This is a genomic window from Sulfitobacter sp. 1A15258, assembly GCF_043557045.1.
Lineage (GTDB): Bacteria > Pseudomonadota > Alphaproteobacteria > Rhodobacterales > Rhodobacteraceae > Sulfitobacter > Sulfitobacter faviae.
The window spans coordinates 700,318-723,782 of the sequence record NZ_JBIFFK010000001.1; the positions used below are offsets into that span (position 1 = coordinate 700,318).

The 23,465-nt window shown below is 58.8% G+C and carries 19 protein-coding genes; 8 read left to right on the top strand and 11 right to left on the bottom strand.

Translation table 11 applies throughout. The annotated features are described in order from the left end of the window. Positions 1 to 39: 39 nt before the first annotated feature. A complete protein-coding gene (locus ACGYK9_RS03505; protein ID WP_394408618.1) occupies positions 40 to 387 on the bottom strand; it encodes a GNAT family N-acetyltransferase in 348 nt (115 codons plus the stop codon). Between the two features lie 554 nt (positions 388 to 941). Here ACGYK9_RS03505 and hemN point away from each other — a divergent pair. The 4 genes from hemN to ACGYK9_RS03525 all read left to right on the top strand — a co-directional run bounded on the left by hemN (position 942) and on the right by ACGYK9_RS03525 (position 5,957). Next, positions 942 to 2,297, top strand: coding sequence for an oxygen-independent coproporphyrinogen III oxidase (gene hemN, locus ACGYK9_RS03510; protein WP_394408621.1), 1,356 nt, complete (start codon positions 942 to 944; stop codon positions 2,295 to 2,297). Positions 2,298 to 2,456: 159 nt separating this feature from the next. Next, the gene (locus tag ACGYK9_RS03515) at positions 2,457 to 2,801 is read left to right on the top strand and encodes a DUF3140 domain-containing protein (RefSeq protein WP_394408624.1); all 345 of its coding nucleotides are present in this window, start codon (positions 2,457 to 2,459) and stop codon (positions 2,799 to 2,801) included. A 356-nt stretch (positions 2,802 to 3,157) separates the two neighbouring features. After that, positions 3,158 to 4,111, top strand: coding sequence for a TAXI family TRAP transporter solute-binding subunit (locus tag ACGYK9_RS03520; protein ID WP_394408627.1), 954 nt, complete (start codon positions 3,158 to 3,160; stop codon positions 4,109 to 4,111). Positions 4,112 to 4,172: 61 nt separating this feature from the next. Then, positions 4,173 to 5,957: a TRAP transporter permease gene (locus ACGYK9_RS03525; protein WP_394408630.1), complete on the top strand. Its 1,785-nt coding sequence runs from the start codon at positions 4,173 to 4,175 to the stop codon at positions 5,955 to 5,957. A 390-nt stretch (positions 5,958 to 6,347) separates the two neighbouring features. On the opposite strand, the gene ACGYK9_RS03530 is transcribed toward ACGYK9_RS03525, so the two are convergent. The 8 genes from ACGYK9_RS03530 to ACGYK9_RS03565 form a co-directional block, all read right to left on the bottom strand. After that, positions 6,348 to 7,886 carry an acyl-CoA synthetase gene (locus tag ACGYK9_RS03530; RefSeq protein WP_394408633.1) on the bottom strand — a complete coding sequence of 513 codons (1,539 nt, stop codon included), beginning with the start codon at positions 7,884 to 7,886 and terminating at the stop codon, positions 6,348 to 6,350. A gap of 1 nt (position 7,887) precedes the next feature. Beyond that, positions 7,888 to 8,904 carry an NAD(P)-dependent alcohol dehydrogenase gene (locus ACGYK9_RS03535; protein WP_394408636.1) on the bottom strand — a complete coding sequence of 339 codons (1,017 nt, stop codon included), beginning with the start codon at positions 8,902 to 8,904 and terminating at the stop codon, positions 7,888 to 7,890. Between the two features lie 3 nt (positions 8,905 to 8,907). Further along, positions 8,908 to 10,029, bottom strand: coding sequence for an acyl-CoA dehydrogenase family protein (locus ACGYK9_RS03540; RefSeq protein WP_394408639.1), 1,122 nt, complete (start codon positions 10,027 to 10,029; stop codon positions 8,908 to 8,910). After that, a complete protein-coding gene (locus tag ACGYK9_RS03545) occupies positions 10,026 to 10,979 on the bottom strand; it encodes a branched-chain amino acid ABC transporter permease (RefSeq protein ID WP_394408642.1) in 954 nt (317 codons plus the stop codon). Before ACGYK9_RS03545 ends, ACGYK9_RS03540 begins: the two co-directional genes overlap by 4 nt. After that, the gene (locus tag ACGYK9_RS03550; protein ID WP_322329523.1) at positions 10,979 to 11,836 is read right to left on the bottom strand and encodes a branched-chain amino acid ABC transporter permease; all 858 of its coding nucleotides are present in this window, start codon (positions 11,834 to 11,836) and stop codon (positions 10,979 to 10,981) included. The genes ACGYK9_RS03545 and ACGYK9_RS03550 overlap by 1 nt, the downstream gene beginning before the upstream one ends. A 74-nt stretch (positions 11,837 to 11,910) precedes the next feature. After that, on the bottom strand, positions 11,911 to 13,113 hold the full coding sequence (locus ACGYK9_RS03555; protein ID WP_394408645.1) for an ABC transporter substrate-binding protein: 1,203 nt from the start codon (positions 13,111 to 13,113) through the stop codon (positions 11,911 to 11,913). Positions 13,114 to 13,141: 28 nt separating this feature from the next. Then, positions 13,142 to 13,843, bottom strand: a complete 702-nt coding sequence (locus tag ACGYK9_RS03560) for an ABC transporter ATP-binding protein (RefSeq protein ID WP_322329521.1) — start codon at positions 13,841 to 13,843, stop codon at positions 13,142 to 13,144. 1 nt (position 13,844) lies between these two features. Further along, the gene (locus ACGYK9_RS03565) at positions 13,845 to 14,612 is read right to left on the bottom strand and encodes an ABC transporter ATP-binding protein (protein WP_394408648.1); all 768 of its coding nucleotides are present in this window, start codon (positions 14,610 to 14,612) and stop codon (positions 13,845 to 13,847) included. 147 nt (positions 14,613 to 14,759) lie between these two features. Between ACGYK9_RS03565 and ACGYK9_RS03570 the strand changes: the two genes are divergently transcribed. After that, positions 14,760 to 15,674: a LysR family transcriptional regulator gene (locus ACGYK9_RS03570; RefSeq protein WP_394408651.1), complete on the top strand. Its 915-nt coding sequence runs from the start codon at positions 14,760 to 14,762 to the stop codon at positions 15,672 to 15,674. Between the two features lie 362 nt (positions 15,675 to 16,036). Here the strand turns inward: ACGYK9_RS03570 and ACGYK9_RS03575 are convergent, their stop codons facing one another. Continuing rightward, positions 16,037 to 16,411: a hypothetical protein gene (locus ACGYK9_RS03575; RefSeq protein WP_394408654.1), complete on the bottom strand. Its 375-nt coding sequence runs from the start codon at positions 16,409 to 16,411 to the stop codon at positions 16,037 to 16,039. A 151-nt stretch (positions 16,412 to 16,562) separates the two neighbouring features. On the opposite strand from ACGYK9_RS03575, the gene ACGYK9_RS03580 reads away from it, so the two are divergent. The 3 genes from ACGYK9_RS03580 to ACGYK9_RS03590 are packed head-to-tail and all read left to right on the top strand — an operon-like array spanning position 16,563 to position 19,884. Further along, positions 16,563 to 18,080, top strand: coding sequence for a recombinase family protein (locus ACGYK9_RS03580; protein WP_394408973.1), 1,518 nt, complete (start codon positions 16,563 to 16,565; stop codon positions 18,078 to 18,080). Further along, on the top strand, positions 18,080 to 18,991 hold the full coding sequence (locus tag ACGYK9_RS03585; RefSeq protein WP_394408976.1) for a plasmid partitioning protein RepB C-terminal domain-containing protein: 912 nt from the start codon (positions 18,080 to 18,082) through the stop codon (positions 18,989 to 18,991). Before ACGYK9_RS03580 ends, ACGYK9_RS03585 begins: the two co-directional genes overlap by 1 nt. Then, positions 18,988 to 19,884 carry a plasmid partitioning protein RepB C-terminal domain-containing protein gene (locus ACGYK9_RS03590; protein ID WP_394408657.1) on the top strand — a complete coding sequence of 299 codons (897 nt, stop codon included), beginning with the start codon at positions 18,988 to 18,990 and terminating at the stop codon, positions 19,882 to 19,884. The genes ACGYK9_RS03585 and ACGYK9_RS03590 overlap by 4 nt, the downstream gene beginning before the upstream one ends. Before the next feature lie 246 nt (positions 19,885 to 20,130). Here ACGYK9_RS03590 and ACGYK9_RS03595 read toward each other — a convergent pair whose 3' ends face one another. Continuing rightward, the gene (locus tag ACGYK9_RS03595) at positions 20,131 to 23,418 is read right to left on the bottom strand and encodes a sacsin N-terminal ATP-binding-like domain-containing protein (RefSeq protein ID WP_394408660.1); all 3,288 of its coding nucleotides are present in this window, start codon (positions 23,416 to 23,418) and stop codon (positions 20,131 to 20,133) included. Positions 23,419 to 23,465 lie beyond the last annotated feature (47 nt).

Genomic DNA, 23,465 nt, shown 5'->3' on the forward strand with positions numbered 1-23,465 from the left:
CCAGAGGCAGATTCCACATGTCCCTCTCAAATTTTCCGGTCAGTTCAACGACAGCTGCGCGACACATTCGCCCCCACGGCAACGTATCTCTCCCCCTTCTTCGATGCAGAGCTTTTTGATTGCGATATTGCTGCGTAAGAAGTTCACATCCACGGTCTCAATATTTCGCGCGCGCGCTTCGGCCAGACCGCGATGGAAGAGCCTCCGGCCATAGCCGCGCCCTTGATAGGCGTCTTCAACCGAAAGCCCGATCTCCGCATGGGTGCTGTCGATGCAATGAAGCTCCAGTATCGCACGCAAAGCATCATCGCATTCGACGCCGAGCGTCAGGTCGGGGTTGGAGCCCCGAACCACGCGCAGCAAGGCATCATCGTTCAGCTGGCCCATGAATCTCAGCTCTCGCGAGGCGGGGCTAAGTCTTTGGTAATGTTCGCATAGAGTCTGCTTTAGAAGCGGGAGGGGAACGGAAAGAGGTTCTGGAACGGCGGTGTGCATGATGTCTCCAATCTCAAGTCCAAGATGGGAAGCCGACCCGCCCGGAGTAGAGATCGAACAGGGCAGGAGAAATGCGCTGCTTGCATAGGTTGCCGGCACCTTTGCTATTCCAGCCTGTGGCGCGCGCCGCGGGAATAGCGCGCTGCTGCCCTCGTCATCCTGTTGCACTCCGTGCAGTTCCGGGAAACCGCTGGCGCGGCGTGAGTCAATCCCGCGACGGCCTATACCGCCCCCTCCGCGTCCGCTCTCAGCCGATGCGCTGCCCCGGCGGGGGGCGGCACCCAAGACGGCGATCCCGCGGTAGAGGATCGGTGTCAGAAAGAGCGTGAAAACTGTGGCAAAGCCCAAGCCGCCGACGATCACCCAACCGACGGCAATGCGCAATTTTTGCGTCCGAATTGATCCAGCGCAAAGACCGCAGAACGGCGGCCACCTAAACCGGTGCCATGGAACAGATACAGATGCTAGAGGCTCTCGGCCTCTTCGACGCGCGCGTGCCGCGCTACACCTCCTATCCCACCGCGGCGGCCTTCACCCCCGCGGTGGGCGCCGCGTTTCAGCGCTCAGCGCTTGGCGCGTTGGACCCCGGCGCGCCGGTCTCGGTCTATGTCCACATCCCCTTTTGCGAGCGGCTGTGCTATTTCTGCGCCTGCCACACGCAGGGCACCAAGACGCTCAGCCCTGTCGAGCGCTATATCGAAGCTCTTGAGGCCGAGCTTGAGCTTCTGCGCGCCGCGATGCCTGCGGGCATGCGGATGGGGCGGATGCATTGGGGTGGGGGGACACCGACCATCCTACCGCCTACCCTCATCGACCGCCTGAACCGCGCCCTTCATCAGCTCCTCACCCCGACCGAGGATTTCGAGTTCTCCGTCGAGATCGACCCCACCCAGATCGACCCCACCAAAATCGCTGCCCTGCGCGCCGCGGGCCTCACACGGGCCTCTATCGGCATTCAGGATTTCGACCCTGAGGTGCAGCAGGCCATCGGGCGCCTCCAGTCCTTCGAGGTCACGCGCCGCTGTGTCGACCAGTTGCGCGCCGAGGGGGTCACCTCTCTCAATACCGACTTGGTTTACGGCCTGCCTCATCAGACCATGTCGCGGCTGGAGGATACGATCGACAAGACCCTGTCTCTTGCCCCGGATCGCGTGGCGCTTTTCGGCTATGCGCATGTGCCATGGGTCGCGAAACGGCAGAAACTCATCCGCGAGGCGACACTGCCAGACGCAGTCGCACGCTATCACTTCGCCGAGAAGGCCGCGGCACGCTTCGCCGCTTCGGGCATGGAGGCAATCGGCATTGATCATTTCGCCACGCCGCAGGATGGGCTGACCCAAGCAAAAAACAACCGCCGCCTGCGCCGGAATTTCCAAGGCTACACCGATGACAATTGCCAAACCCTGATCGGCCTCGGCGCCTCGTCAATCACGCGTTTTCCGGGGGGCTACGTACAGAACGCCCCCGCGACGGCGGCCTACACCGCGCGCATCGCGGCTGGCGACCTGCCCGGAACGCGCGGCTACGCCTTGGAGGATACGGACCGCCTGACCGCGCGGGCGATCGAATGTCTGATGTGCGACTTTGCCCTCGACCTGAACGCATTGGCAGAAACTTTCGGCGCGCGGGCCTTCGATCTCGCGCCCGACTTGAAGGCCATCGCGACCCGCTTCACGCCATTCGTGCGCTTGTCCGGAACGCGCCTCGACATCCTGCCCGAAGGTCGCGCCCTGACCCGCATGATCGCATCACTGCTGGACCGAGAGGTGCCGGAGGGCATGCGCTATTCGCAAGCTTCCTGAGCTTTCACCGGCTCGCCCGAGGCGCGGGCCGTTCGGACACTGACCAGATAACGGCAGACAGATTGGCGCGCGTCCCGCCGACCAAGGCAGACCGCTGTGACCTATCGGAACAAAGCGCGCGCGGGCCGGTTTCTTTCCAGTAATGGATTGGGAAAGAAAATGTCTTCATCGAAATCGAAGGACGAAATCTGGGGCGAGTGGCGCGATCTGGTCAACATGGCACCGGCGGAGCTTGAGGACTGGCTGGAGACCGAGGCCTCCAAGTCCGTGGGCAACAGTGGAAGCGGTGAAAGCACCGGGCACAAATCCGGCCGCAGGATCGTTAAGATCAAACGCACCAACAAGGACGACCTGACCGACGATCAGTGGGATCACATGGCGACCGTCGTCGGCTATATCAAACGGCATCTCTCCCAAGGCGGGCCGAAGGATGATGTTAAAGACTCGAAATGGCGCTATTCGCTGATGAATTGGGGCCATGATCCTCTAAAGGGCGATAGCTGACGCACTGCGCCTTGCCCGAGTGATAAGGGTATGGACCTTTGATCGGGCTTCGACCTTGGCGGAGGCGCGCAGACAGTTGCGCTTCTTCGCAACTCAAGCGTCGATATCTCTCGCCCCCTATGGTCTCCGATCCGCGCATCGCAGAACTGGTTGCGGGGCGCAGCGAACCTGCCGCCTCTGCCCTCTTCGCCCCCGCGAGGCCGAAACGGCCCACCGTATTGCTCTACAAGAGCCACCCAACAGCGAAACCCCATTCTCGACAATGTCGTAGTGTGCTGCCAGAAAGTCACCCGAAGGCAGTCCCGCACATGTTTCGCCGGGAGAACGTTGGCCTTGCGCTTGGAGGAGGAAAAACCATGAATGCGTTGAAACAAACTATTTGCGCGGCATTGGCCCTGGGGCTTGTGGGGGGCGCCGCAAGCGCCGAGACCCGTGTGACCTATAAGTCGGCCAAATCGGGCTCGTCCTACTATCAAATGGGCGTGGAGCTTGCCGAAGCCATGAAAGCGGGCAGCGGCGGAGACATCTCGGTTACCGTGGAAGAGAGCCAAGGATCGGTTCAGAACGTTATGGAAGTCCGCGCGCGCGGGGCCGACTATGTCTTTACCACCCCGCCCTCGCTCGTTGGTCTGGCCCAGAACGGCAAGGCTATGTTTGAAGGCAAGACCGCACCGGCTTTCGATGAGATTCGCGCGCTTTTCCCGATCCCATCGCTGACCATGCATTTCGTGATGTCTCAGGACAGCGGCGCCACCGCGCTCGCGGATTTGGAAGGCAAGAGCATCCTGCTGGGCAAAGGGTCTTTCGGCGCGACCGAAGGCGCGAAGTATCTGGATATGTTCGGGCTGGCAGACAGTGTCGAGATCGCGGATGCGGAATTGGGCAACGCCGTGGCCGCTTTGAAGAACGGGCAGATTGACGGCTTTGTCACCGCGGGTTCATTCCCGGCGCCAAATGTCGTCGAAGCCGCCGCTTCCACCCCCGTGACCGTGGTCCCGTTGTCGGACGAGCAGATCACCCAATCCAAACGGACCCGCATTGTCATTCCGGCGGGCACCTATGCGGGCCAAGAGCAGGATGTGACCACAACGTCCCTGCCCGTCGTCGCTTTCACAACAACCAAGATGGACGATGAAACGGCCTATCAGCTGACCAAGACCTATTGGGAAAACAAGGCCAAGATGGCCGATACTTCGCCTTGGTGGGGCAATGTCACGCCTGAGTTGATGGCCAATATCACCACTGAACTCCACCCCGGCGCGCTGCGCTATTACGAGGAAGCCGGGATCGCGACAGAAACCTCGCAATAACAAGACGCGCGGCGCGGGTTTTCCGCGCCGCGCTTGCCCAGCCAAAGCCGGAACTCCATAGATGACAAATCTCCCCGAAAGCCGATTGGCGGCGAGTTTCTGGATCGCGCTGGCCATCGCGCTGGTCAGCTATCACTTGGCGCTGGTGTTTTCGGGTCTGGTGCCGAACCTGATCAGCAGGCCGCTGCATATGGCCTTCATCCTGCCCTTCGCCTTGGTCTTTGACGCGCAGACCCCGCTGCGGCGGACCACTGGCATCATCTTGGCCGCGTTGGGCATCGCCGCAGCGCTTTGGGTGGCCTTCAACAGTGATGCGCTTGGCGATCAATACGGGTTCATCGAAAGCAACTTCCAGCTTGCCGTGGCGGCGACCCTGCTCTTGGTGGTGCTGGAAACGGCGCGGCGCGTGATCGGTTGGCCCTTGCCACTGGTTGCGGCACTCGCCCTGCTCTACGGCCTGTTCGGGCAGCATATTCCCGGCGAGTTCGGCCATTCCGGCACGCCGATAGAAAGCTATTTCGGAACACTAACCATCGCCGAGGGCGGCATCTGGGGAACGCTCACCGGTGTCTCCGTTTCTGTCGTGGCGATCTTTGTCATCTTCGGCGCAGTTCTGAACGCTGGCGAAGCGGGCCAAGGCTTCATGAATGTCGCCGCCGCCGCGGCGGGGCGGCTGAAAGGCGGCGCGGCGAAAGTGTCTGTTTTGTCGTCGGCGCTCTTTGGGTCGATCTCCGGCTCGGCCTCCGCAAATGTCGCTTCCACCGGCGCGATCACCCTGCCCGCAATGACCAAGCTCGGTTATCCCAAACGCCTCGCCGCCGCAGTCGAGGCCGTGGCTTCCTCAGGCGGGCAAATCATGCCGCCCCTGATGGGCGCAGGCGCTTTCGTGATGGTCGAGCTGACCGGCGTGCCCTACACCGGCATCATGGCTGCCGCCGCGCTTCCGGCGGTGCTTTACTTTGTGGCGGTCTGGGTTGGCATCAACGCCTACGCGCAGCGCTTCGCCCTCAAAGGGATCGCAGAAGCGGATCGCCCTGCATTGCGCGACGTGGTAGTCACATCGCTCTTCTTCCTCGTCCCCTTCTCGGTCCTGCTATGGGGGATGTTCGTCGCGCAGTTCACGCCTGAATATGCGGCGGCTATGGCGATCCTCGCAGCGGCGTTGCTCTTGTTCTTCAACGCAAAGCTCACTTTCGAGCCGCGCCAGATCGCCACGCGAATGGCAAGTGCAGTCCTCAATGCCGCGCGGCAGGTTGCCCTGATCGCCTCTATCATCCTTTGCGCCTCAATCATCATCGGTGTGCTGTCGATCACCGGGCTTGGCGTGAAAATCACCTCTCTCATTCTGGCGGGGGCCGGGGGACTTCTTTGGCCGTCCCTGCTGCTCACGGCGCTTGCTTGCCTCATTCTGGGCATGGAGGTACCCACCACGGCGGCCTATGTGATCTGCGTCTCCGTCGCCGGTCCTGCGCTCATTGAACTGGGTCTTTCGCCGCTTCAAGCGCATCTCTTTGTCTTTTGGTTCGCGCTTCTCTCGACAATCACGCCCCCGGTCTGCGGCGCTGTTTTTATCGCCGCGGGAATGATTGGCGAGAATTGGTTGAAGGTCGCTCTGACAGCGATGGCGCTTGGCATTGGGCTCTACATCATCCCGCTCGGTATGGTCGCGAACCCGGATATGCTGACCCTTTCGGACACCCCATTGGCAGCTCTCTTGGCGGCTGGTCGTGTCGCATTGGGGCTGACCCTGCTTTCATACGGTTTGATCGGCGCGCGACGGCCCGTGCCGACGCTCGCGCTTTGCGCAGGTGGGCTGGCTGTTGTGTTTTCTGGCCTGTGGATTTGAGCGCGCGGTCGTAGAACAGGCGATTAGTCAAGTTGATGTTTCGAAGCAGACGCGCGAATCAATCCAGGTACTATTGGAGGCGTGACCGGTCATTGAATTTTCATCCAGCCGCAACCAAAGCCCGTTTCGTCTTTACAATAGATGCCGCCGCTTGAGCGATCGCCCAACGCGCGGCGTTTCCATTTTTCGCAGACGAGCGAGTGACTGCATTAGTCAGGGTTCGCGCGTAATCGACCGGGGTCAGAACACCCAACGCCGAATGCAGGCGTTCAAACATGGTCTCATCAAGCAATTCACCCCGCATCTCTCCGGTGATACTCGCTAAGGGGGCCGTTCTGTATCCGCTAGCCGGGCGCGGCATAGTGTCATTCAACCCTCTGCTCTGGTCTTTTATCTTGGCGCCAAATACTCTTCTCTTAGGAGCCTTTTGTGCAGCTTCCCCGTCTCTGTCCGGGGCAACCTCTTGCGGAACTCGATACTCCGTGGGCATTTGATCGAAGACAGCTTTGTTCGGCAAAATTCAAACAACGCGTCACGCAGTTCATCTGAAGCGTCGACATCTGGCAACAACTGCACAACAGCATGAACGGCTTCACCAAAATCCTCATGTGGAATGCCGATAACGGCTGCGTCGAGCACGGCCGGATGGTTTAGCAGCGTATCTTCAGTCTCTTGCGGATAAACGTTCACTCCGCCCGAAATGATCATGAAAGATTTGCGATCTGTCAGGTAAAGATAACCTTCCGCGTCGACCCGACCGATATCCCCGAGGGTTGTCCAGCCTTTTTCATTAGTGGCACGCCGGGTTTTTTCTGGGTCTTTATGATAAGCGAACTGATGGCCATTCTCGAAAAAAATCTCTCCTTCTTGGCCAACTGGAAGCTCTTCACCGGTCTCGCCGCAGATATGGATGACCCCCAGTTTGGCCCGGCCCACTGAACCAGGATGCCCCCGCCACTCACGGCTTGTTATCGCGGTGAAACCGTTATTCTCCGTACCAGCATAATACTCGTGGATAATATCCCCCCACCAAGCCAGCATCTCGTGCTTGACCTCAATCGGACAGGGCGCTGCGGCATGCACAGCCATTTGCATGGAGGAAAGGTTGTATTTCTCACGTACCTCCTGAGGTAGTTTCAACAGGCGCACGAACATGGTTGGCACCCATTGGCTGTGGGTAATGCGATGTTCTTCAATAAGTCTTAGCGCCTCTTCGGCGTCAAAGCGGTCCATGACAACCGCAGTACCACCCGATTTTATCGTGACCATTGAGTGGCGTAATGGGGCTGCATGGTAAAGCGGCGCAGTGGACAGGTATCGGGTATCCGGCCCGTAGCCGAAAAGATCGGTTAGCAAATCGACCAGCATCGTGCGCGTTCCAAGCGGCGCGGGTTCCAACGGCCATTTGATACCTTTTGGCCGCCCGGTCGTTCCTGAGGAATAGAGCATATCAAGCCCTTGGGCCTCGTCTGGGATTGGCGTGGGTGGCTGTTCCGCGACGCCATGATCCCAACTTGGCAATCCTTCCGCCCCCCCGCCTACGACGCGCACAGCGAAGGCTTTGCCAAAATCCGTCTGTAGCTTTGCGATTATTCCCGCAAACCGATCGCTTGTAATTAGCAGCTGAGCATCGCAATCGTTGAGGATATAGGCGATCTCTTCCGGCCCCAGATGGGTACTGATGGTCGTGTAATACACGCCGGCACGATCTGCTGCAAAACAGACTTCCAGCATTTCGCGACGGTTCTCCATCAGAATGGCAATATGCGCGCCCGTTTCGATGCCCATAGCGCGCAACAAATGCGCGCCTTGATTTGCCCGGGCTTCGAGCGCAGCAAAGCTGACACTTTCGCCGGTGGCGGCCATGACGAAGGCTGCCTTGTCCGCCGGATGGTGGCGAGGCTGCCAAGAAGTATCAATGTCGGACATGTTAGAACTCGATGAGGGTTTTGCCAAAGTGGCCGCCGGCGCGTAAATGCGTTAGGGCCTCTTTCAGCTGATCGAACTTGAAGGTCTCGCCCAGAACAGGCCGCAGCTCATGCTGAGCCATGGCACGCAGCATCGCCTCAAACCCGTCTCGATGGCCCACGGTGACGCCTTGGAGGCGGACCTGCCGGGCGACAATCGGACCCAGCGAGGCGTCGATGTTCAGCCCCGAAAGCACCCCAATCATGGACAACGTTCCGCCCGGCCGCACGGCCTTCAGAGACAGAGGCAGTGTTTTCGCGCCGCCCAATTCGATAATGTTGTCATAGCCGCCGCGGTCGCCGGTAATAGGGCGACTGGCGCGGGCCCAATCTTCTTCACTCCGGTAATTGATTGTCGCGTCTGCGCCCATTTCCCTGACTTTCGCGAGTTTGTCGTCGCTGGAGGAAATTACAGTGACATGCGCCCCATGCATCTTGGCAAAGGCCAAGGCGAAGAGCGCGACACTGCCGGTGCCTTGGACCAGCAGCTTGTCCCCGGCGCGGGTTTGGCCGTGGGTGATGACCGCGCTCCATGCCGTGAGCGCGGCGCAGGGCAGCGTCGCCGCTTCGGCGTCGGTCAGGTAGTCAGGAACCTTGACCACCCCTTCCGCAGATAGACAGATGCGGTCCGCCATAACCCCGTCCAGCGGCCCCCCCAAGGCTGACGCAAAGCGCTCAGGGCTTGGCGCGCCCGCGGTCCAATTTTGGAAATAGGTCGGGCAGACACGGTCCCCCACGGCAACCCGGGTCACACCCGGCCCTACTTCGACAACTTCACCCACACCGTCGGACACAGGGATCAAGGGCAGTTCACCCGTCGCTCGGCCATAGCCCCGTTCGGGCACGATCAGATCGCGAGAGTTGAGCGACGCCATCCGCATCTCGACAATGACCTTTCCAGGTCCGCAGCTTGGCTCATCGCGCTCTGTCAGTGTGAGGTTGTCGAATCCCCAGTCGCCTTCAATCTGGAATACACGCATGGTTCAGCTCTCCTTCCGGGCGGTCAAGCGCGCCACCCTGTCTTTGAGGATATTTGTTGCCCCATCGGTGAAGCCCGCCATCTGTGCGGCGGCGATGTGGCGGGTAAAGGGGTGTTCCGGGCGCAAGCCTTCGGCCCCCATCAGTTGCAAAAGTCTTGGCAGTTGAGCCTGCGCACAGGAGACCGAACTGATCTTGGCCTCAGCAGCCGCAAGTTGCGCATCCGCGCCTTGTGCCACCTTTTCGACAGCCTGCTCCGTAGCGCGTCGGGCCTGCATCAAGGCGGCTTGCGCGGCCTCGAACTCTGTCTGCCAGCGTGGAATGGCGTTCAGCGGCTTACCGAAGCTGCAACGTTCAGCGCTATAGGCCGCAGCACTATCCAGTGCTGCTTGCACCAAGCCGTTGCACATTGCGGCAACATAGGTCCGTGCGGCATTGATCTCTTTCAGGATCGCTTTGAAAGCTGTGCCGGGTGCAGCGAGCATGGCTTCATGTGGCAGTTTAACCCCCGAAAGGTAAAACCCGCCGGTGCCCAGACTGGTCTGCGAAAAGGCACTGTCGATGGCATAGCGGGTGACACCCGGCGCATTCAGATCAACGAGGAAGGCTGCGATGCCATCGCTGTCGCCCACCTCTGCGCATTGCGCATAGACGATCGAAAGCCCCGCCTGCCGCCCGTTGATAATCCATGCTTTTTCCCCCTCGATCTCCCAGCCGCCTGCAACCTGCCGCGCGGTGGTGCGAATGGCAGCGAAATCGCTGCCGGTGCCGGGTTCGGTCAAAGCGGTGCAGGCGTGCATCCGGCCAGAAAGCAGGTCGGGCAGATATTGTGCGGCGGCATCCTGTCCTACTTCACAGAGCCTGAGGGCAATGTTGTGGGTATTGACCAGGGACATCGCAAAACCGAAATCTGCTCCGGCCAACACCTCCAAAGCTACAGCGCGGGTGGCAAAGCCGAAGCCCCTGCCTCCCATTTCCTCTGGCACCTCAATACCCAGAAGCCCCAAAGCGGCGGCCTCATGGTAAAGCGCGGGCTCCGGCGCGGCGCCGATGGACCATGCTGCCGCCTCCGCGGCAACACGTCCCTTGGCGAAATGCGCGACCTGATCCAGAAAAGCTTGGCTCATGTCCGGCCCTGACGTTTTTCCATCAGGTCGCGGGCGATACCGGCAATGCCACGCGGCATGAAGATCGTCGCCAGTACCAGCACCAGCCCGTAGAGGATCAGCCGGAAACTATCGGCAAAGCGCAGGTATTCAGGCAGGAAGACCACGAAAAACGCGCCGATGATTGGCCCGGCAATGGTGCCCGATCCGCCGATGATGACCGCGAGGATCGCATCAAGCGACTGCGCAATGCCGAAGATCTCAGGATTGATGAAGCTTTGGTAGTGGGCGTAGATCGCACCGGCGAGGCCCGCGAACATCGCGGAGGTCACGAAGGCAAAGAGCTTGTATTTCCAAGCCGCGATACCAACCGCGCCGACGAGGTCTTCGTTCTGGCGGATCGCTACGAGGATTTGCCCGATACGCGACCGCACGATCAATGCCGCAAGCCCCGTCATCAACGTCGCGATGATCAATACAAAGTAATAATACGTTTCTCGATCGCGCCAATTGAACAGTGCGTCCTTGCCACCCGGCTTCGGGATGCCGGTGATGCCTGCCTCGCCTTGGGTAAGCTCGTGGAAGTTCATCAGGACGATGAAAATCACCATGTTGAACGCCAGCGTGACGATGGCAAAGTAGTGCCCTTTCACCCGCAAGCTGGGGTAGCCTGTCAGCAGCGCGAAGAAGGCAGTAACGAAGGGCGCGAGGATGATCGTCAGCCAGACTGGCAGATCAAAGTGCATGCCCATCAGCGCCGTCGAATAAGCCCCAATCCCCATGAAGCCGGCCTGCACGATGGAAACATAGCCGGTGTAGCCTTGGATCAAGTTCTGCCCTTGCGCTGCGATGACCCAGATCAAGGCCAACACGCTCAGGTGGATATAGTATTTCACAGAGATGAGCTGCGGCAACAATACGAAGCCAACCAGTGCCAGCCCATAAAGGATGAAGGTGCGATTACGAGCCATTATGCTTTCCCCATCAGGCCCTGAGGCCGGAACAACAGAACGCCGATCATCACCACGAATGCGATCACGTCCTTATAAGCGGATGAAATGAAACCGGCGGCGAGCGCTTCGGTGATGCCAAGCACGAGCCCTCCCACCACGGCGCCGGGGATCGACCCGAGACCGCCCAAGATGAGCACGGCAAACCCCTTGACGACCAAGCCCTCGCCAATGCCCGGCGCGATCGCAAAAAGCGACCCGACCATGACCCCGGCACAGACACCAAGCGCTGTCGAGATCGCAAAAACCACCAGCGGGATCGTCTTGACGTTGACCCCCATAAGGATCGCGGCGTCGCGGTTCTCGGCCACGGCGCGGATCGCTTGGCCCGTTTTGGTGCGTTCGACAAACACTGTCATTGCGGCGATCAAAAGCGCGGCGGCAAGGATCACATAGAGCCGCAGTTCAGGAATGGTGACACCGCCGATGTTGAAGACGCGGGAGAAGTCGGTCGGGATAACGACTTGCTCATGCCCAAAAAGTTCGAGATTGATCCCCTCAACCATCATGGTCAGGCCAAGCGCCACGATAAAGGCGTTGATGTGATTGGCATCTCGTACCGGGCGATAGGCCAGAAGTTCGATCAATACGCCCAGGGCAAGCCCGACCAAAAGCGCAATCAGGATCGCCAGTAGCAAGGGTATGCCCCAACTGGTGACGAAAAAGAACGTAAGATAACCCCCGAACATAGAGACCGATCCATGGGCAAAATGCGCGATGCCGAGGATTCCGAAAACCGTGGTCAGCCCCAGTGCGATCAGCACATAGACACCCCCGATGGCGATGCCGTTAATAATCTGTTGAAGTACCTCAACCATGCCGCACCCTGCGAATTAAAGAAGATAGAAGAATGGGGCGCAGGAAACCTGCCCGCGCCCCGCCCGGGGAGGGATCAGTCGTCCAGCGTGCTCAGGAAAGCTGAATACGCGGCGGCGTCAGACGGCAAGTCTTGCACGAAGACCCAATTGCCGCCCTGCCACTGGAAAGCGCCATTGGAGGTATAGGCCTGCCCGTTTTCATCGAACATTTTGTCATCGACAGGCAGGTATTGCATGACGACCTCATCAGGCACCGCAATCTCGCGCAGCGCCTCAGCCACAGCCTCAGTGTCGTCTACGGTCCCGGCCGCCTCGATGGCGTCCTTCAAAGCATAGGTTTGGTCATAGGAATAAGGTGAGCTTGGTGAAGGCGCGATGCCGTACTCTTCGGTATAGTTGGTGTGGTAGGCTTTGCCGTTTTCAGATGCCGAAAGCAGCGTCAACTCTGTCGGGCGCAGGTCCCAAACGCCTTCCATCTGCTCCGAAGTGGCCACACGGGTAAACTGCTCTTCGCTACCGGAGGTGAAACCATAGCGCGGCACGTCGATGCCAAGCTCGACTGCCTGACGGTAGATAAAGGCTGCTGGCTCCACATAGCCGACGACAAGGATCGCGTCAGGCTCTTGGCCGCGGATTTTGGTCAACTGCGGAGACATGTCGCGGTCTTTCAGACCAAATGCCTCCCGGCTCACGATCTCTCCGCCCGCTTTTTCCAACTCCTTTTCAAAGGCGTCGACGTAGCTGGCGTAGAACCCCACATCCAGCGCGCCCAAGACGGCAACCCGCTTGTGGCCCTTTTCGGCGACGAAGGTACCAGCCGCCGCACCAGTATAATCTGCTGGTGGACGCGTGCGCGTGAGGTTCGGGATTTCGCGGGTCGTGATCGACCGCTCGGCCGCATTGCCCACGAGCATCACCGCATCTTCATATTCGATGAAAGATGCCACAGCCCCGGTCGCACCCGAGCAGCAGAAACCAAGAATATACTTAACGCCATCTCGGTCGATCAGTTTGCGTACGGCGTTGGAGGCCTCGGTCGGGTTGGCCTTGTCGTCATAGGCGATGACGTTGAGCATGTAGGTGTCTTCGCCCACCTTGATCCCGCCACTGGCGTTAATCTCTTTCGCGGCCAGTTTCACCGCATTGGTCTGCGGCAGTCCGTAAACGGCCCCGCCCCCGGTCAGCGCATCGCTAACCCCGATGTCGAGCGTCTTTTCCTCGGCCCATGCGGCACCTGCCGTCATGACCATTGCAGCTGTTATTGCTGTCAGTCTCATGTTCTGTCTCCTCCCAGAAACGTTGGTATCAGTGGCCCAGATACGCCTTTGCGACATCTGGATGTGATTGCAGCTCTGCGCCCGTCCCGCTCAGCACGATCTCTCCGGCTTCGAAAAGATAGGCCCGGTCGGCAAGCCGCAGCGCCATGGCCGAGTTCTGCTCGACCAGTAGGATGGTTTTCCCCATCTCTTTGACTCTCGCGATGGTCTCCCCCACCTCCGCGACGATTTTCGGGGCGAGCCCTAACGATGGCTCATCAAAGATGCAGAGCTTGGGCCGCGCCATAAGCGCCCGGCCAATGGCCAACATCTCCTGCTCACCCCCCGACAACGTGCCCGCCGCCTGGCTGGCGCGGTCGCGCAGGATAGGAAACATGTCCATCATCTCTTCAACATCGGATGCCTGCTCTGCATCCTTGCGCGGATAGGCTCCCATCTTGAGGTTCTGCAGCGTTGTCATTTGCGGAAAGACCTGACGCCCTTCGGGGCACATGGTGATCCCCGCTTTGACGATGGAGTGGCCGCTTTGGTTGGTGATATCTTGGCCCTCGAACTCAATGGTTCCTGCGGTAGCCGGAACCAGCCCGCAGATCGCCTTGAGCGTAGAAGACTTGCCCGCGCCATTCGCGCCAATCAGCGCGACGCATTCGCCCTGATTGACCTGCAAGTCGATGCCGTGGATGACTTCGATCGCGCCGTAGCTAACGCGCAGGTTGGATACGTTCAACATGTCAAGCCGCCTCGCCGAGATATGCGTCAATGACGACTGGATTGTTGCGGATTTCCTCAGGCGTGCCTTCGGCGATCTTTTGGCCAAAGTTGAGCACAACGATCCGATCGCAGACCTCCATGATCAACGCCATGTGGTGTTCAATCACCAGCACAGAAGTCCCCAGATCGCGGATCTTCTTGATCAGGTCGCTTAAGGTCTTGCGCTCATGCGAGACCAGCCCGGCGGCGGGTTCATCCAGCAAGATCACTTTGGGATTTGAAGCCAGTGCCGTTGCGATCATCAGGAAGCGTTGTTGGGCCGAACTAATGGTGCCCACGCGGTGATCCTGTACCGGCGCAAGGTCAGTGATCTCGAGGATCCGGTTGACACGCGCGGCCAGTTCCTCTTCCTCGCTGGATTTCCAGCCCATGCCGAATACAGACGCCAGCGGATGCGACGTGCGCGTAACGTTGCAGCCCAGCACGATATGGTCGCGTACCGTGAATTCCGTGAATGTAATGGCTGTCTGAAAGGTCCGCGACAGACCCTTCGCCACACGATCATATTCAGGCAGATTATCGATCTTGGCGCCGGCCAAGCTAATCGCGCCGGATGTGATTGGGAACAACCCCGCCAGACTGTTCACAGTGGTCGATTTTCCGGAACCGTTCGGTCCAATCAAGCCGAGGATTTGCGCCTCGTTCACATTAAAGGACAGGTCTCGGATCGCATGCACGCCGCCAAACGACTTGCACAGAGATTCGACCCTCAAAACAGGTGTCGCCATAATATATTCCCCTCCCCGCTCCTCCTGCGGTTCGAGAAGCGTAGCGACGGCCCATGGCGCAAATCAAATTCAAAGATTCCGCTTGGATATCTAATTTTTAGATGGTTAGATTTCGAAAGGGCGAAGACTTCGGAGGAGTTTGGCACCGTGAAACCGATCAGGAATATCAATTCTGTACAGGTGTTTAGCCTCACCGCCGAGACTCGGAATGTCACCCGCGCCGCGCAACTCTTAAACATCAGCCAAAGCTCAGTGAGCTATCACATTAAAAAATTGGAATCGGATCTTGGCTACCGGCTCTTCCACCGCACCGGACAAGGGCTGACCCTCACGGACGAGGGCGTCGAGCTGGCGCAGCATGTTGGGCGGGGGCTTGAGATGATCCAAACTGGGCTCGATCAGTTATCGATACGAGCGGGCGCGATCCGTATCGCGCTCTTGCCGATGTTTTCCAGCCGCTGGTTGTCGTCAGAGTTGGGTGACTTGATCGAACAATATCCTGACGTGCGCCTATCCATGCACAACCACAACAATAACTATGCCTATATGCCCGAGCCCGGGAGCTTTGCGGACATCGGCATTCAATGGGGAAAGGGCGACTGGAATGGCTTTGAAGTCCACCCTCTTTGGCCCGAAAGGATGGCATTGGTCTGCAGCCCCGAGTATCTTGCAAAACATCCGATCACCGAACCAAAGGATGTGACAGGCTGCACCCTATTGCATGTAGACGATACCGGAATGTGGGAAGAATGGTTCGACTTGAACGGAATGAAGATGGCGCATAGCCAGCCGCAAATGATGCTTGAAGATCGTCATTTTCAGCTCAGCTCGACCATCAATGGTTTAGGGGTATCTCTTTTTGCCTCGTGGCTAGTGCAGGAGGAGTTGGAAAGTGGTGCGTTGGTTAGTCCTTTCTGCCGAGACTTCGAAACATCATATGGTTATCATCTTATCCTGCCGCGCTTGAAAACTTCATCCCCTGCAGCGCTACGGTTCCGTGATTGGCTTCTTGAAAACCGTTCCAAGGCAGATCGGTTACCGTCGTCACCTTCAGAAGCGTAACTCAGTGATAGAGAAAAGCCGCATCGGCTTGCCGCTCAAATACAGCTTTGTCTGAGAGACAGGCAGGGCCATTCCCGAAATACCACATTCCGTACCGGTCAATGGAAGGATTCAGACGCGTCCGAAAGAAACACAAGAGAAACGATAGGCAGCTATATTTCTCTGCAACCAGGGCAACAGGTCGCCGAACGCGGCCCATTCAAATCAAATAGGAATGCATGGTGGCGGTGGAAACGACCCCGGCGACCAACTCTCTCCCGTGCAGGTTTCCACCGCGCGGGATCGCTTCGAAATCATGCGCACTGTTGAGGGACAAAACTCTCGACCCCAGACGATTGGTTAAATGATCGTCCCGCCGGGCCCTATCGGTTCAGATGCCGCACGGCCTCGAGCAGTTCCTCGACCGCCTGCTCGGCCGCCGCGAGTTTGATGGCAACCATCAGATCCTCGCGCCCCGCCATAGCCAAGAACGTGGTGAGCACCTCGTCGGAGTGGCGCGCCAGCGCGGTCAGGTGAGCACCGCTCGGACCGTAAGTACCCGAGAACCAGTTCTTTACCGTCTTCTCGTTGGCACCCGTCCAGGCTGCCACGGTCTTCACGCCCGCCCGACTATCTCCCAACGATCGTTTCAACGCCGCCGCGATTTCTTCGACGAAGCCGCCATTCGTTAGCTGCTCCGTTTTTTCATTATATCCGTTTTCCCTTGGAAAGAACTTGCCCTTTTTCGGAAACGACATTCCACCCTCCTTCGCTTTACATGGACGCGAAGAATTCAGCCGTTGATTCCGGCGGGAGCGATGGATTTGCCTGGAATAATGAGGAGATACGGATGTGAGCGGTCGTTGGGCGACCCATTCAGACACGAGCGACGCGCCGCCTGAGAAGGATGTGCCGGCCGTCGCCTATGTGCGGATGTCGACCGATCACCAGAAGTACTCCACCGAGAACCAGCTCGATGTCATACGCAGCTATGCCGAGGCTCGTGGCCTGAACATTCTGCGCACGTTTGAGGACTCAGGCCGGTCGGGATTACGACTCGACGGCCGGGAGGCGCTCCAAAAGCTGATGGCCGAGGTCCAATCCGGCCAAGCCGACTTCAGGGCGATCCTTGTCTATGACGTCAGCCGATGGGGTCGATTTCAGGACGCCGATGAGGGCGCATACCATGAGCACGTCTGTTCCCGCGCCGGGATCAGGGTCCACTACTGCGGCGAGCAGTTCGAGAACGATGGCAGCATCGGCTCTAACCTTCTGAAGACCGTCAAGCGCGTCATGGCCGGCGAATACAGCCGTGAGCTTTCGGTGAAGGTTTTTGCGGGGCAATGCCGCCTGGTAGAGCTTGGATATCGCCAAGGCGGCGCGGCCGGATACGGGTTGCGGCGCGTGTTGATCGACGAGCACGGCAACCCGAAGGGTGAGCTGTCGCGCGGCGAGCAGAAGAGCCTGCAGACCGACCGCGTGATCCTGGTCCCCGGCCCCGAGGAGGAACAGCGGGTCGTCCAGCGCATGTACGAGATGTTCGTGAATGAGGGGCGGCCCGAGCGCGAGATCGCGGAGGTCCTGAACGCCGAAGGTCACCGCACCGATCTCGACCGACCGTGGACCCGGGCGACTGTCCATCAGGTGCTGACCAACGAAAAATACATCGGGAACAACGTCTTCAACAAGGTGTCGTTCAAGCTGAAGCAGCGCCGCGTCGTGAATCCACGGGACATGTGGATCCGGGCCGAGGGCGCCTATCCGGCCATCGTCAACAAAGCGCTGTTTTTGCGCGCGCGGGAAATCGTGGATGCCCGCAGCCGCCATTTCTCAGACGAGGAGTTGCTCGATGCCCTGCGGGCGATCCTGAAACGACAGGGCCAGCTGTCCGGGCTGATTATCGACGAGGAGAACGATCTGCCCTCGTCCAGCGCTTATCGCAGTCGCTTTGGCAGCCTGCTGCGCGCCTATCGCCTCATCGGCTATGAGCCGGAGCGGGACTACCGCTACATCGAGATCAACAAGGCGCTGCGCGCTGCCCACCCCCAGGTCGTTGAGGAGATCATCGAGGGCGTGGCCGCCCAGGGAGGTCGCGTAGTGCAGGCCCCCGACACGCAGCTGCTGCGCGTCAATGACGAATTCACGGTGTCGGTCGTTCTGGCCCGCTGCCAGGTGACGGCAACTGGATCCTTGCGCTGGCACATCCGTCTCGACACCGGCCTCGTTCCGGACATCACGATTGCTGTGCGGATGAACGAGACCAACGACGCGCCGCGCGATTTCTACCTTCTACCCAGCATCGACATGACCGACGCGCGGCTGAAGATGGCCGAGCAGAACGGCCTGTGGCTCGATGCCTATCGAATTGCGACGCTTGAAGATTTCTACGCCCTCGCCGGGCGGGCGAAGGTGACGGAGGTGGCATGATGGCCAAAAGCGCGGAAGAAACTCACCAGACGGAAGTCACCCTGGTCCCGACCGACCGCATTCGCGTTCTCAATCCGCGGGTCCGAAACCCCAGGACGTTTGCGGACATGGTGGAGAACATCGCCAAGATCGGTTTGAAGCGCCCAATCACCGTCACCCGCCGCACCGACACAGATCCACAGGAATATGACCTCGTCTGCGGCCAAGGGCGGCTCGAGGCCTTCATTCAACTGAAGCAGAAAGCCATCCCCGCCATTGTCATCGATGCCAATGAGTCCGACTGCCTAGTAATGAGCCTCGTCGAGAACTGTGCTCGCCGCCAGCATCGCCCAATCGATCTGATGCGGGAAATCGGCACGCTCCGCGAACGTGGCTACAACGACCGCCAGATTGGCGACAAGATCGGGGTCTCGCCGGACTATGTCGGCATGATCGCCGGCCTCTTGGAGCGCGGCGAAGAGCGGCTGGTCACGGCCGTCGAAACCGGCCTGCTCCCCCTGAACCTCGCCATCGACATATCGAAGACCGATGCCGAGGGCGCGCAGCGTGCGCTGATGGACGCCTACACGCAGAAAAAACTGCGAGGCAAGAAACTCGCGGCGGCCCGGCGCCTGATCGAACAGCGCGACGCCCGTGGAAAGAAGATCCATCCCAAGCAATACGGCCGCGACGGCCGAAACCGGCGACCGCTGACGAGCGAAGCGTTGGTGCGCGCCTACCAGAAGGAAGCGGACCGCCAGAAGCTTCTGATCAAGAAAGCGGAACTGACGCAGGGGCGGCTGCTGTTCATCTGGCAGGCATTTCGGACACTACTCGAGGACGATCATTTCGTGACGCTGCTGCGCGCGGAAGGTCTGGAAACCATGCCCAGCTACCTGCAGGACACCCTCGCCGAGGGGGCAGTGCCATGACCAAGAAGGTTCAGCTCGGCTTCGAGAACGATTGCGTCACGATAGCGGTCGCGGACATCCTGCCGGTCCGGGTGCTGAGCAAGTCCATCAAGTCCAGCCGGAAATACACCCAGATCACTGCGTCGATCCGCGAGATTGGTTTGGTCGAGCCGCCTGTTGTCGCGCGAAACGGGGATGCCAGCGGCAGCTGGCTGCTGCTCGATGGACATGTCCGGATCGAAGTCCTCAAGGATCTGGGTCAGGAACAGGTCGAATGCCTCGTGTCGACCGACGACGAGGCCTTCACCTACAACAAGCGCATCAGCCGTATCGCGCCCATTCAGGAGCACCGGATGATCCTGAAAGCGATCGAGCGCGGTGTCTCGGAGGAAAAGATCGCGGCCGCGCTGGACCTCAACCCGCGCAGCATCCAGCGCAAGGTCAAGCTGCTCGACGGCATTTGCCCGGAAGCCGTGGCGATCCTGAAGGACAAGGCGTGCACCGCGGCCGTGTTCACAACGCTGCGCAAGATGATCCCCTTGCGCCAGATCGAAGCCGCCGAGCTCATGGTGAACGCCAACAACTACTCTGTCGCCTACATCTCGGCGATCCTCGCCGGTACACCGCAGGCGCAGCTTGTCGAAGCGAACAAGCCCAAACGCATCAACGGCGTCACACCGCAGGCGGTCGCCCGGATGGAAAAGGAACTTGCCCGGCTTCAGGAAGGGATCACACAGATCCAGGACACCTACGGCCAGGACCACCTGCAGCTTACCGTGCTCCGTGGCTACGTCGGCAAGCTCCTCGGGAACGCGCGCGTGGTGCGGTATCTGATGCAGACACGTCCGGAGTTCCTGTCCGAATTTCAGACCATCGCCGAGATGGAGTCTGTGGTGCCGGCGGAGGCCGAGTAAGCCGTCACTGCAGGCTTTATGGGGACCCGGACCCGATAAGCGCGGGGACCGCGGGAGACGCCGGACTATGGGCCGGATCGAGCGCGGCGGTGGGGATGGCGGCGAACCCGCACGGAGCCCACCAGGTCGGCTCGAGTTTTCGCCGGCCGCGCGGCCGCAAAGCGGCGGCGATATTCGCAGGCGTGCCGAGGAAGCGCGCGAGTCGGCACGCCTGCCTTTCAACCAACGGCTGCACTGACGGCCGATCTAAGCCTCTGGGCTGGTCTCCGCGATCGACAGCCAGCCGCTATCAAAGGTAAACGTGCGGGCACGGCCAGCGGGGTCCTGAATCTTCACTACACGTGCAGCTTCAATTTCCGATGCGTATTCAACGACATAGAGCCAAAAGTGCTCGCGTCGCTCCGAGGCGAGATCAAATTGCGCGCGCGATAGGCCGACGGGCCGATCATTCAGTGATCCGGTCATTGACTTCACTTCAACCCAACGGACGACATTGCCCTCTGCGTCTTCTTCATAGAGGTCAAAGCCTTTGTTGCCTTCCGCGGTCTTTTGGAGGTTCGGTTCAAGACCAATTATCTTTTCAATAGCCTTTGCTTCCAGTTGCATTCGTTTTGGTCGATCGAGGCCATCTGGGTCTGGTCCCTCATCATCGGGATGCGTGCCCAAATAAGAAATGAATGGCCTACCCCCTTTGGACCCGGGGGAACGCCTGCCTTGATGGTTACCGGTCTTGTTGGTTGCGCTGCTGCCTGATCCGGTGCTTTCAGCCTTCGAAGCACTCGGTTTGCCACCACTTCCGCTCCCTGACGAGCCTCCTCTATTCCCGCTCCCGCCTCCGGTTCCCCCAGAATTGCTTCTCCCTACTTCATCGTCGCCAGCCGGATCGTAGCTTCCTTCGGGGATGTCCGGCATGTCATCGCCATAAAGATCCTCAGCGTCTTTGTAGACGTCAGGGTCTTCGGTTTCGACCGCGTCATTCTCAGCGTCAGCATCGTCCTCGATTTCAGGCACGGGATCGCTTATGCCAAGCCTCGACATCAGATCAGAAGCACTTGTAATCCCGTACTTTCTTAACAGGTCCAAGGTGTCTGGATCTATTCCCGCCTCTTTCGCAAGCTGCTCGATTATGGGTGGCTTGAAAGTTATTTGCGCCAGGAGAAATGGATTGGGTTTCCATCCAAGGTTTTCAAAGATCACTTGGTTTGGCGGCTGCAGGTCACCGTTCTCATCCGGAACCCAAGCAGCTGCGTTCAGATGGCGAACGAACGCTGACGGAAAATCCTTTTTGTAACTTCCGTAGTGGGTCCAGCTGTAGAGCCCATCGAATACACCACGACCACGCCGTTCCTCCAAATCCCCTAGACTTTCCCAGATTAGGCGAGCACGAACTGTGCGCTCTTCCGGCTCCAGTCCCGGGAGGATTTCCATCAACTCATCGAAACCGTCCAGTGTCCAGTCCTGGACCTTGTCCTTCACGCCAGAAGTTTCTTCGTGACCCGCGGAAATCCGAATCTCTCGGAGTTCTAGGTGGCTCAAGGCATCGGGAGCCTCAATGGGCCTCGGGCACCTTAGGGCACCGCAGGCTTCGAGCAGTTCTCGCATCGCTTCGCCACGCAAGCATTCATAGGAGTCATCGACGATCATGACGTTGGCAGCGCCTGAAAAAAGCTTCTTAAGGCGATCTGTCGCTAGATAAATTTCCCCTGGACGAGATACGTAACGCGTACCATCCCCGGCATCCAACACCATTACAAATGACGTCGCCCGAAGAGCTGCCACTAACTTCTCGCGCTGCAATTTTGAATCCGATTGATAGGCTGAAAGGATCCGCGCAATGTCACGTGAGTATAGAGCCTCGTCCTCATCGACTTCGTCATGCTGGTAAGTGGGCAGAACATTCCAGATCACATCGTCTACTGGATCGGGCTCAGTAATTCCGAGGGAGACAAGAAACTCCCGGGACTCTTCAGTTGCAGAAACGGATGACTTTACCGTAGGAAAACCGGTCTCAAAGTTACTAGGCAAGAATGCCTGAGCTTTGCCGCCCTCGCGTGCAGTCACATGCGAGCCGTCATCCAGCCTGATCAGGGGAATAGCCTGAAGTGAACGTCGCAATTGTGACCCCTGGCCATTCAGGAACTCATAGAGTTTGAGGATCCAATCGTCAGCTTGCGCCTCAAGAAATTCGAGGTTGAGACGCGGAACTATCGAAGCTGGCGTAATCTCCGGTACTTCAAGTTCGTGCACCAGATACTGTCGTAGTTCGGGCGTTCGGTCCTGGGTGATGTCTCCAGAAAGCCACCCATCCACATCACCAGAAAACAGCGCTGCAATCTGCTCCGGTCGAAATAGCTCTCGTAGCTCCTTTGTTCTTCCGAGCTTTGTTTTCTTGGCTGCAATATGCCCGCCTCCGAACTTCGGCAGCAACGGCTCTTCCAAGAGCGCATCGCGGACTGCATCAAACACGGGAGCGAACATCGAGCCTTCGGGAAATTTGTCTCGATCAAGAGGCAAACAAGCCAACGCCGAAGTGTCGAGTAATGATTGATCCCTTAACCATCTTAGTGCCTCGATCAACAGCTCAGCTGTTTCCTCGACCAAGTATTTGTTCCAAGGATCGTTGCGAGGAATGTTGTCTCTGCTTGGCGTCGTCCGATACGGCCCTTGAACCAAAAATCCCAAATTTGTCTCAACGGCAGTGGGAAAGAACACCACCAAAGGTGACGTCGGAACCGGTGCGATGTGCCAAACATCTGATGGTCCGTCCTCGTTGCGCAAAGAAAAGGCAACTTCAACGCGCCCGACAGCTTTACCCTCTGGCGAAGAAACCTCTCGATGAAACACGAGCCATTGCTCATCGACCTCATCCTTTTCGCTTTCTTGGCCTATCAAATTCACCTTGTGAACGTTCGGGCCAACAGACTCAGGTTTGCTCCGCAGGTAGACGCCGGATACGTTGTCCCCGACGGACCAGTTGATTTCCTCGATTGACCTCAAAAACAATAATGAGCTCGGCCCCAATCGCTTGAAACCATTTACGATTTCACTCTCAGCCGTTTTGTCTTCGGCTTTCAGTGGCAGGACGATTAGTGTTTCCTCGGGGTCACGATCAGTTTTGCCTGCCTTCAATGGCTGCACATAGTTGCGTATCTCAAAGTCATCATCGCCCGAATGGATCGTTGGGCAATCTGTGAACGTGTACACGGATTTAAACCCGATCCCGAAACGACCGATTGAATGCTCATCCTTCGTGCTTTCGGCGATGCCGCAGACACCCCGCACGTCAGCATCGTCGAATGGCCTTCCGAAATGGGATAACGTGAGGGAGTCTCCGGTTAACTTAAAGGATACTTGCCGAGGGCCCTCCCAAGCACCTCGGCGGCGAAGCGCATCCTCGGCATTCTGAAGCAGCTCGAAGATGAAATGTGTTCGATCGTCATAACGGTCAGCAAGTAGCATCGGCCCGATCCGAGCGATGTCTGTGCCATACCTTTCTCGGTTCTCATCACGTATCGACTCGTAGTTGGATGCCACGACAGCGCCTCACTTCCGACGGGCCGATCTGGAGAACGTCAACCCTA